The organism is Streptococcus sp. HMSC071D03 (assembly GCF_001812125.1).
Lineage (GTDB): Bacteria > Bacillota > Bacilli > Lactobacillales > Streptococcaceae > Streptococcus > Streptococcus pseudopneumoniae_N.
Map to the genome: position 1 here is coordinate 1 of NZ_KV807728.1, position 9,747 is coordinate 9,747.

A 9,747-nucleotide genomic window follows, 5' to 3' on the forward strand; every position below is an offset into this window, starting at 1 on the left:
GGAGATTTCCTCACTACTAATCTTAGTATGTTTTCGTTTTAATACATTTGTTATTATATAGGCTTTTGTTGATTATTTCTTGTTTTAATTCAGGGGCATAGTAACGATTCTTCTCATTTTTAACACTCTCTATTCCATAACGATCAATTCATCTTGTCACATACCTTAGCCCGAAACATCCACACAAAATCCTTTTGAAAGCTGATTAAAGATTTGTACTTTCTTTCTGAGTTCATAGATCTGAACCTTAACCTCATTTGTCAATTCCATAATCAATAAAAATAAGGACATTCCAATAAAGGAAGTCCTTTTTTAACACTACTATAAATCAAAGACATTTTCATGATCCATTTTATTCTATAGTCATTGACCAAAGTATAATTTTGGTCAAAATTTGGTCATGATTTGGTCAAAAAGACAAAAAATACTTAATTATTTTTAAAAATGAACTTGTGATGATTGCCTTTAAATAAACACTTTGAATATTCTTTGTCTTTCTTTACATTTCTAAAAATGCCCCCTGCAGGAATCGAACCTGCAACTACTCCTTAGGAGGGAGTTGTTATATCCATTGAACTAAGGGAGCTAGAGAAAAACTCTGCCGAATGAGCAGAGTTTTTTGGTCGAATTAACGACGGATTTCTTTGATACGAGCTGCTTTACCTTGAAGAGCACGCAAGTAGTACAATTTCGCACGACGTACTTTACCGTAACGAACAACTTCGATCTTTTCAACACGTGGAGTGTGGATTGGGAAGATACGTTCAACACCTACACCATTAGAAATTTTACGAACTGTGTAGTTTTCTGAGATGCCAGCACCTTTACGTGCAATAACAACACCTTCAAAAATCTGGATACGTTCACGGTTACCTTCGACAACTTTCGCGTGTACACGAACAGTGTCACCAGGACGGAATGATGGAATATCAGTACGAAGTTGACCTTCAGTCAAGCTTTGGATTAATGGATTCATTTTATTCTCCTATCTTTGTCAATCTTGAGGAAGCTTCCTCAGCGGATAAACTGTATTTTTGTGCGTCCATTACACACAAGATACAGTTTACCAAATTTCTAAAAAAAAGTAAAGAAATTTATAGCAAAATTCCTAAAAAAATTGCTACTAAACCACCTAAGTAGGTCAAGAGAAAATAACTGTAAAAGACCTTCTTATCAGCCAAGAGTTTTTGGAGTTCATCATTCAAGGTTGAAAAAGTGGTTAAACCTCCACAGAAGCCTGTAGCAAGGATAGCATAGAGCTCTTTATCTTCTACATAATTGTAAAATAAACCAATTAAAAAACAACCTAAAAGATTTGCTAGAAGTGTTCCTAATGGTAAAACTCTCTCTTGATTGAGGGTAGAAAGGAAATAACGAACAAGCGCTCCAACGCCACAAGCAAGCGCTAAATACATGATTACCATTTCTTCCTCCCTAAACAATAAGCCAATAAAAGCCCTCCACCAATGCTCAGAACTAGATAGATTACCAGACTTGGATAAGAACCTGTATCCAGCAATTTTACTGTATCTAACACGAGGCTAGAAAAAGTGGTCAAACCGCCACAAAAACCTGTACCCAGTGCTAAAATAACACCTTTACTTGTCCCCTTATAGACCAGATATCCTTTGACAAGATAGACTAAGCAGAAAATTCCTAGATAGTTGACGACTAGTGTCCCCCATGGAAAATCTGGGCTGGCTGGCAACCATCTCGAAATCTGATATCGGACAAGTCCTCCCAACATAGCAGCTAGAAAGATTCCTAGTGGGTAAAATTGTTCTTTTTTCATTTGATGTTTTTATCCTGATAATCGCGCGAACGTTTGAGAATGTCTGAAAAAGTCGCGACAATTGTCTCTTCGTATTTTTTATTGCTGACACGACTTCTGACTTTCTCAAAGATAGCTTCTTCTCTTTTGGTGTCCAAAATCGGTTTTCCTGAAGCCTTTTTATAAGCAACTACGCCTTCCACAAGATGCATTCTTTCTTCCAAGAGCTTCACGATTTGATCATCAATTTGATCGATTTCTTGTCTAATAATATCTAAATCCATAGAGTCTCCTTTTTTATTTGAATGATTTTAGAAAAAATATTCTAGATGGGATAGTACATTCTTAGGAACAACTAACAAAAACTGCACTGACAACTTTCATCAGTGCAACTTCATGCTTATCCTACTCTAGCAGCCAATTCTTCTGCAAATTGTTCCAAGCGTTCGATATCTTCTTCTTCTGCAGAGAGATCCACTTTGACACACTCTGATCCCTTTTCAGCTCCTGTTGCTACAAATACACGATCAAAGTCATCAACAGCCTTACAGAACTCATCGTAGAAAGTATCGCCTGATCCTACCACACCGTAGATTTTGCCACTCAAGTTAAGATCTGCTAGGTCTTCGTAGAAGTCCATCATCTCATCGGGCAATTCTCCATCACCGTAAGTGTAGGTTGCAACGATTGCGATATCTGCTTCAAGAAAGTCAGATGCGTCAACAGTTGTACACTCATCAACATCCACCTCTAAGCCCAACTCACGCAATTTATCTGCTACAATATCTGCAATTTCTTCGGTATTACCGGTCATACTGGCAAATACAATTTTTGCTAATGCCATATCGTCCTCCTCAATTTATCTTCCTCCATTATATCACATCTTTTTCATTTTAAAAATAAAAACTCTTGTGCTACAATGAAATAAGAAAGAATTGAGGTTACTTATGGAAATTTGCCATCAAATTTTAGAAAAAATTAAAGCATACGATACCATTGTCATTCACCGTCACATGAAACCCGATCCTGATGCCTTAGGAAGTCAGGTTGGACTCAAAGCACTTCTGGAACATCATTTCCCAGAAAAAAAATCAAGGTAGTCGGTTATGATGAACCTACCCTAACATGGCTTACAAAGATGGATCAGGTAGAAGACAAAGATTATCAAGGGGCACTTGCTATCATTTGTGATACAGCAAATACTGCTCGTATCGATGATAAACGTTATATCAATGCTGAAACCATTATTAAAATTGACCACCATCCAAATGATGAAGTATACGGAGATCTTGTTTGGGTAGATACCAACTCGAGCAGTGCCAGTGAGATGATTGCTCACTTTGCTGAAACAACTAATCTTGAATTATCTGACTATGCAGCTAAAATGCTATGTGCTGGAATTATTGGCGATACCGGCCGTTTCCTTTATCCGTCTACTTCTGCTCGTACCCTTCGAATTGCTAGTAAACTAAGAGAACATAACTTTGACTATGCTGAATTAGCACGTAAAATGGACACCATGAGCTTTAAAATTGCTAAACTTCAAGGTTATGTCTATGATCACTTAGAAGTTGATGAAAACGGTGTTGCGCGTGTCATTCTGACTCAAGAAATTCTAAAAACATATCAAGTAACAGACGCAGAAACAGCAGCCATTATTGGTGCTCCAGGTCGTATTGATACTGTTAACCTTTGGGGAATATTTGTGGAACAAGCAGATGGCCACTATCGCGTTCGACTTCGCAGTAAATTCGTTCCAATCAATAGTGTTGCAAAAGAACATGATGGTGGAGGTCACCCACTTGCAAGTGGTGCTAACTCCTATAGCCTAGAGGAAAATGAAGTCATCTACCAAAAATTAAAAAACTTACTGAAAAAATAGATAAAAAGCTTGCCAAACTTAGCATAATCTGTTAGACTAGTATGGTAACAATCTATGGCTCGCAAAGAGACCATGGCAGAAAGGAAATATTGCAAAATGAAAAAAGATATCCATCCAGAATATCGCCCAGTTGTCTTCATGGACACAACTACTGGTTACCAATTCCTTAGCGGTTCAACAAAACGCTCTAACGAAACTGTTGAGTTCGAAGGCGAAACTTACCCATTGATCCGTGTGGAAATTTCATCAGACTCACACCCATTCTATACTGGACGTCAAAAGTTCACTCAAGCAGATGGACGCGTGGATCGTTTCAACAAAAAATACGGTCTCAAATAATCATAAAAAGAACAGTTCCGACTGTTCTTTTTTTTGTTTCTTCAAATTAGGAGTCAACCACAACTGCTGTACCACTACAAGTGACCATTAGCATACCATTTTCAGCCCCTAAAGTTTCATAGTCCATTTTTATACCTATAATAGCATTTGCTCCACGTTCACTTGCACGCTCCATCATTTCTGCTAGAGCTTCTTCCCTAGCTTGAGTCAATTCAACTTCATAACTACTAGCTCGTCCTCCAAAAACATTACGGAAGCCAGCAGCCATATCTTTGAACATATTAATGCCAGCAACCACTTCACCAAAGACGATTCCTTTGTAGGCTAGGATTTTCTTGCCTTCAATTCCCGTAGTTGAAATAATCATCTTCACTTCCTCCTGACTTCTTTTATATAATTGTAAACCCTTTTACTAACTCTGTCAAGAAATACTATAAGGGGCTCAATACTTGAAAGGAGACTCTTCTCACCATCCTTATTTGCTATCCATTTAGTGCCAATTGTATGGATGATGGCCTAAATCTTTTCTTTGCAAGCCTAACTTGAGATAGGCTTATCGGCTTCACCATTCTTACAAATAGTAGATCTTAGAATCTATGACTGATATAGAAGATACTGTTCTCTCCTGCCCCCTTTTTGCCCCAAAACTACAAAAAAGCCTATCGACCAAGCTAGAAAGCTTGATACAATAGGCTTTTTCTAAATTCATTATTTAACAGCGTCTTTAAGAGCTTTACCAGCTTTGAATGCTGGAACTTTTGAAGCTGCGATAGTGATTTCTTTACCAGTTTGTGGGTTGCGACCTTTACGTGCTGCACGCTCACGAACTTCGAAATTACCAAAACCGATCAATTGAACTTTTTCACCAGCTGCAAGGTAATCAGCTACTGCTGCAAATACAGCATCTACTGCTGCTGCTGAGTCTTTCTTTGTCAATTCTGTAGCTTCTGCTACTTTAGCGATCAAATCTTGTTTGTTTGCCATGTTAATAATTCCTCCAAATATTTTCTAATTAACAATTACAATCATATCCTAAATTCTCTTGTAGGTCAAGTCAAAAACGCTATTTCTTGCTATTTTCTTTATTTTTTTAGGACTCATATCTGACTAAAATAGCCCAAGCATTTTCACCTGTATGTGTCTGAATAATCGAACCTGTTTCTAAAACAGAAATTGATTTGTCTACGAATGGTTGTAGGATTTCTTTCATCTCTTCTGCCCAGTCCCGAGTTCCAGAATAGGAAATACCAATCTCAGAAACAGAACACTCTGACAGTTTTGAAACTAGTTCATCCAACCATTTCTTAAAGGTTTTTGCTCCACGTCCTTTCACGATTGGTTGTAATTCGTCATCCTTCATCTGCATGACTACTCGGATATTTAATAGAGAGCTTAAAAGACCTGTCACTCGGCCAATACGGCCACCTTTTACAAGGTTTTCTAAGGTAGAAACACCGATGTAGAGCTCTGTATTTTTCTTGACTTCTTCAACATGAGCCACAATTGTTTCTATGTTTTGTCCTTCTTGAGCTAACTTAGCTGCTTCAACCACTTGAAATTTTAGGGCTTGATCTGTAAAAGAACTATCCAATACGGTTACATTAGCCGTTGACAAACTTGCACCCTGACGAGCTGCTTCGACAGTTCCTGATAAGGCATGAGACATATGAATGGCTAAAATTTGACTACCGTCTTTACTCAACTCATCAAAAATCTCAGCAAAGAGTCCAACAGGAGGTTGACTTGTTTTAGGCAGATTTTTACTCTCTTTCATCAAGCGAAGAAATTCCCCTTCTTCAAGATCAGCATCCGAATAAAGAACACTATCAATCATTACAGAGAGCGGAACGACGGTAATATTTAATTCTTTGACCACTTCTGGTTCAATGGTAACAGAAGAATCTGTTACGATTTTTACTTGTGTCATAATTCAAATCTTTCTATGTTTCACTTTTTGAGTGAGTTTTTTCAATTTAACTATAACAATTATATCAAAAAAATGCTAAAAATTCATACTGTATCTATTCATTTTTATAATGGAATTTATAGATTTTTAAATCTTTCATTTTATAAAAATAATCGCCTGCTAAGACGACTATTTTGGTATCATCATAAACGTTCATACAAATCTTGCATCTGTATGTCATCAGGAACCAACTTGAGATAGTGTTGGATCTGTTCTTTTGCTTCTTCAAACCTTCCAAGTTCGCGTAATAGATGAATGTATTGCTCTAAAAACTCAGGATTTTCCTTGAGTTCTGAAACCAATGCCTGATAAGATTCATAGGCAACATCCAAATCTTCAGTTTCTTGGTAACTCCGTGCAATCATCCACTTAGTCAAGAGATTTTCTGGCTCATATACTTCTAAGGCTAGAATATCCTCATACCGTTCTTGCTCCTGATACATGGTTGCTAGTCGCAAGAGGACTTCTTCTTGGTCTTCCGCATCTTCTTGAGCTTGAAGAAGATAAGCTTCCGCCTGCTCGGGTTGATGCAATTCGTAAGATAATTGTGAAGCAAGGAGTAGTAAACGTGTTTCGAATGGATTTTTTTCCAAACCTTGTTGAGCTATCAGTAAGGCTTGCTCAGTCTGGTGTTCCTTATGTAGAGCCTGACTATAACCATACTCATACCCTTCAAAATCTGGAGAAATAGTATCCAGCTGTTTAAAATATAAAACTGCCTTGTGATATTCCTCTTGATCAAAGTAAAGACTTGCTAATTCAAATGCAGTCTGATCTTCATAATCTAACTCTAAAGCTTTTTCTAAAAACTCTATGGCTGATTCAAACTTTCCAAGTCGAGCATAGGCAGTTCCAATTCGTTGATAGGTCGAAATCCCTGTCTGCTCATATATTTCACGATTATCCAGTTGAGCATAGCCCTTAATCGCTTCTAAATCATTTCCAAGTTCACTATCTAACTCTGCTAGCCCAAAAATCAATAAAGGATCATCAGAGTAATTAAGAGCTTCTAATAGCTTGTCGCGAGCTACATCCGTCAATCCTTCCATTTGATAGAAATCAGCCTTTAAAACAAGAGCAGATACATAAGAATCGCTATTGGGTTGAATTTCTTCTAGATAGGCAAATGCTTCTTCAATTTGTCCGTCTTCACTTGCGATACTAGCTAAATTGAGATTCACTTCTGGAAATAATGGAGCTAGTTTTTCATAGATTTGACGAGCTTGTGGATAAAAACCAATACCTTCAAGATAATAAGCCAGTTCCAGAAGAAGATCGTCAGGATCTTCTCCCAAGGCTTTTTGAAAATAGTGATCAGCTCTTGTTAAATCTTGCTGATCCAAAGCTTCAAGCATTTCTTGACTATTGCTCACCTTCAACCTCCTCTTCTAACTCATACAGACCACTAACTTTTTTATACCATTCAAAAATAGCTGAAATAACAACTTTGGCTGAAGCATAAACAGGAATTCCCAATAGGACTCCCCAAACACCAAACATAGAACCAGACGTCAATAAAACGAATAGAATAGTGATTGGATGGATGTTTAGCTGACTACCTAAAATCAATGGAGACACAAAACGACCTTCAATTGTCTGCTCTACGATAAAAACGATAATAACTTTCAATAGCATAACTGGTCCAGCAATTAACCCTAAGACCAGAGCTGGTATCATAGCAAGGAAACTTCCAAGATAAGGGATAAGATTTAAGACCCCAGCAGTAATACCAAGAGTCACTGCATATCTCAAACCAATAATCTTAAAGAAGATGATAAACATAATCGCCACGATAACAGCAACAGTAATTTGTCCTCTCACATAGTTAGAAAGTTGTTGGTTCACATCCGTTAGAACCTTACCTACTGGTTCTCTCAATTTATTTGGTAAGAACTGAGTGATATGATCTCTCAAACCTTTTCCATCTCTAAGGAGATAAAAGAGCATAAAGGGCATGATAATCAAAGCGACAATGACTTGTGACGTTCCACTGATAAGAGCACTCACCCAGTTCACAGCCTTAGAAGATATATTACTTGCCCAAGCAGTTGCTTGTGTTGAAAACTGAGCCAGAACCTGTTCCAGTTGTGGTCTAAAGTCATCTGGTAAACGCTTGGTTACAAGGTCATTAATAACTCTGTCAGCATCTTCGAGATAATTTGGTACATTTTGCGCAAAAATAACTACTTGACGTTGAAGATTTGGAATCGCGACAGCCAGACCAATAATCAGAAGTATAGCAATAATGACAAAGATAATACTAATGGCTAAGACACGATTTATCTTGTACTTCTCCATCAAATCCACCAGTGGGTTTAAGAGATAAAAAAGCAATCCTGATAAAATAACAGGTAACATGACCACTGATAAAAAATCAACGACAGGGATAAATAAAAAACTAATCTTACTTAAAATAAAAATATTGAGACCTAGTAACAAGGCTACCAAAAATACAGTAACAGCCTTATTATCTAAAAACCATTTAAAAAACCAAGATAAATTAAAATGTTTCTCTTTTTGTTCCATATCTACTTCCTTTCCTTTGTCTTTTCATTATACCATTTTTACAGAGAATAAACTGTTTTTAAAGTGTTGAGGTGACGATTGAAAACTCTAAAAATCCAACTTGCATTTTACTAATTTTATACTTAGAAGTTTCATTCTTTTCCCTACCATTCTCTTCAGTTATCCCAATTTATGATATAATAGAAACATCTTTATTTAGAGGTATAGATATGATTGAAATAATTTATTTCGGAACCTACACTCGTCGCTTATCCCAAGGGATTTATCAAGCTGATTTTGATACAGAGACTGGGCAATTATCAAATCTTAAACTATTTGCTACTGAACCAAGTCCTACCTATCTTGCATTTGATCAAGAAAATCACCTCTACACAGTCGGTAGCAAAGACGGACAAGGGGGAATTGCTGCCTATCAAACTGATGGTACTTTGCTTAACCATGTTGTAACAGAAGGTACCCCTCACTGTTATGTTGCTGTCGATGAAAAACGTGGCCTAGTATACGGTGCTAACTATCATAAGGGACAAGTTCTGGTCTATAAACGAAAAAAAGATGGTAGTCTTGAATTGGCTGATACAGTTCAACATAGCGGTCATGGTCCTCATGAAAATCAAGCTTCTCCACATGTACACTTTACAGATTTAACACCAGATCAGTATTTAGTGACTTGCGACTTGGGTACTGATGAGGTTACTACTTATGATGTCAATCCAGAAGGAAAACTAAATAAGCTAGCTACTTACAACTGTAGCCCTGGTGCTGGTGCACGTCACCTTGTTTTTCATAACCACTACAAGATTGCTTATCTCATCTGTGAACTCAATAGTACAATTGAAGTATTGATTTATGATGGTGTTGGTGCATTTGAAAAAATGCAGGTTATTTCTACACTCCCTGAAGGATTTAATGACTTTAATGGAACTGCTGCAATTCGTCTCTCAGAAGATGGAAAATATCTTTACGCATCAAACCGTGGTCACGATTCTATTGTAGTCTACACTATTCTAGCTGATGGCAGTTTAGAATTGTTGGAATTCGTTCCTACAAACGGAAAAACTCCTCGAGATTTTATTCTCTCACCAGACCAAGAATTTCTCATCGCTGTTCATCAGGATTCTGATAATGCAACAGTATTTAAACGCAATCCAGAAACTGGTCGTCTTGCAGAACTTTCCAATGACTTTCACGTACCTGAAGCGGTTTGCGTCACCTTTTAAACATAGAAAAATGGCGGTGGGACAGAAATCGATAGACAAAGTCTCG

12 protein-coding genes, 1 tRNA gene and 1 pseudogene are annotated in these 9,747 nt (G+C 37.3%); 3 read left to right on the forward strand and 11 right to left on the reverse strand.

The window, feature by feature from the left end; genetic code table 11:
• Positions 1–514: 514 nt before the first annotated feature.
• The 6 genes from HMPREF2837_RS03595 to HMPREF2837_RS03620 form a co-directional block, all read right to left on the reverse strand.
• Positions 515–586, reverse strand: a tRNA-Arg gene (locus HMPREF2837_RS03595).
• A gap of 42 nt (positions 587–628) precedes the next feature.
• Entirely contained in the window at positions 629–976 is a 348-nt protein-coding gene (gene rplS / locus HMPREF2837_RS03600) for a 50S ribosomal protein L19 (protein ID WP_001068669.1), read from the reverse strand.
• 118 nt (positions 977–1,094) lie between these two features.
• On the reverse strand, positions 1,095–1,424 hold the full coding sequence (gene crcB / locus HMPREF2837_RS03605) for a fluoride efflux transporter CrcB (RefSeq protein ID WP_049549302.1): 330 nt from the start codon (positions 1,422–1,424) through the stop codon (positions 1,095–1,097).
• Positions 1,418–1,792, reverse strand: coding sequence for a fluoride efflux transporter CrcB (gene crcB, locus HMPREF2837_RS03610; RefSeq protein WP_049549301.1), 375 nt, complete (start codon positions 1,790–1,792; stop codon positions 1,418–1,420). Before crcB (HMPREF2837_RS03610) ends, crcB (HMPREF2837_RS03605) begins: the two co-directional genes overlap by 7 nt.
• Positions 1,789–2,055 carry a chorismate mutase gene (locus tag HMPREF2837_RS03615; RefSeq protein ID WP_049549300.1) on the reverse strand — a complete coding sequence of 89 codons (267 nt, stop codon included), beginning with the start codon at positions 2,053–2,055 and terminating at the stop codon, positions 1,789–1,791. The genes crcB (HMPREF2837_RS03610) and HMPREF2837_RS03615 overlap by 4 nt, the downstream gene beginning before the upstream one ends.
• A gap of 116 nt (positions 2,056–2,171) precedes the next feature.
• The gene (locus tag HMPREF2837_RS03620; protein WP_049549299.1) at positions 2,172–2,615 is read right to left on the reverse strand and encodes a flavodoxin; all 444 of its coding nucleotides are present in this window, start codon (positions 2,613–2,615) and stop codon (positions 2,172–2,174) included.
• A gap of 103 nt (positions 2,616–2,718) precedes the next feature.
• Between HMPREF2837_RS03620 and HMPREF2837_RS03625 the strand changes: the two are divergent.
• Together HMPREF2837_RS03625 and HMPREF2837_RS03630 are read left to right on the forward strand one after the other, a co-directional pair.
• Positions 2,719–3,653: pseudogene (locus tag HMPREF2837_RS03625) on the forward strand (bifunctional oligoribonuclease/PAP phosphatase NrnA).
• A 96-nt stretch (positions 3,654–3,749) separates the two neighbouring features.
• Positions 3,750–3,992, forward strand: coding sequence for a type B 50S ribosomal protein L31 (locus HMPREF2837_RS03630; protein ID WP_000710764.1), 243 nt, complete (start codon positions 3,750–3,752; stop codon positions 3,990–3,992).
• A gap of 46 nt (positions 3,993–4,038) precedes the next feature.
• Here HMPREF2837_RS03630 and HMPREF2837_RS03635 read toward each other — a convergent pair whose 3' ends face one another.
• The 5 genes from HMPREF2837_RS03635 to HMPREF2837_RS03655 form a co-directional block, all read right to left on the reverse strand.
• On the reverse strand, positions 4,039–4,359 hold the full coding sequence (locus HMPREF2837_RS03635) for a heavy metal-binding domain-containing protein (protein WP_049549297.1): 321 nt from the start codon (positions 4,357–4,359) through the stop codon (positions 4,039–4,041).
• Between the two features lie 341 nt (positions 4,360–4,700).
• A complete protein-coding gene (locus tag HMPREF2837_RS03640; RefSeq protein WP_001284633.1) occupies positions 4,701–4,976 on the reverse strand; it encodes an HU family DNA-binding protein in 276 nt (91 codons plus the stop codon).
• Between the two features lie 106 nt (positions 4,977–5,082).
• Positions 5,083–5,919: a DegV family protein gene (locus HMPREF2837_RS03645; RefSeq protein ID WP_049549296.1), complete on the reverse strand. Its 837-nt coding sequence runs from the start codon at positions 5,917–5,919 to the stop codon at positions 5,083–5,085.
• Positions 5,920–6,101: 182 nt separating this feature from the next.
• On the reverse strand, positions 6,102–7,331 hold the full coding sequence (locus tag HMPREF2837_RS03650) for a tetratricopeptide repeat protein (RefSeq protein ID WP_049549295.1): 1,230 nt from the start codon (positions 7,329–7,331) through the stop codon (positions 6,102–6,104).
• The gene (locus tag HMPREF2837_RS03655) at positions 7,321–8,484 is read right to left on the reverse strand and encodes an AI-2E family transporter (RefSeq protein WP_049549294.1); all 1,164 of its coding nucleotides are present in this window, start codon (positions 8,482–8,484) and stop codon (positions 7,321–7,323) included. Before HMPREF2837_RS03655 ends, HMPREF2837_RS03650 begins: the two co-directional genes overlap by 11 nt.
• 209 nt (positions 8,485–8,693) lie before the next feature.
• Here HMPREF2837_RS03655 and HMPREF2837_RS03660 point away from each other — a divergent pair, with 209 nt between their 5' ends.
• A complete protein-coding gene (locus HMPREF2837_RS03660) occupies positions 8,694–9,701 on the forward strand; it encodes a lactonase family protein (protein WP_049549293.1) in 1,008 nt (335 codons plus the stop codon).
• The last annotated feature ends 46 nt before the right edge of the window (positions 9,702–9,747 follow it).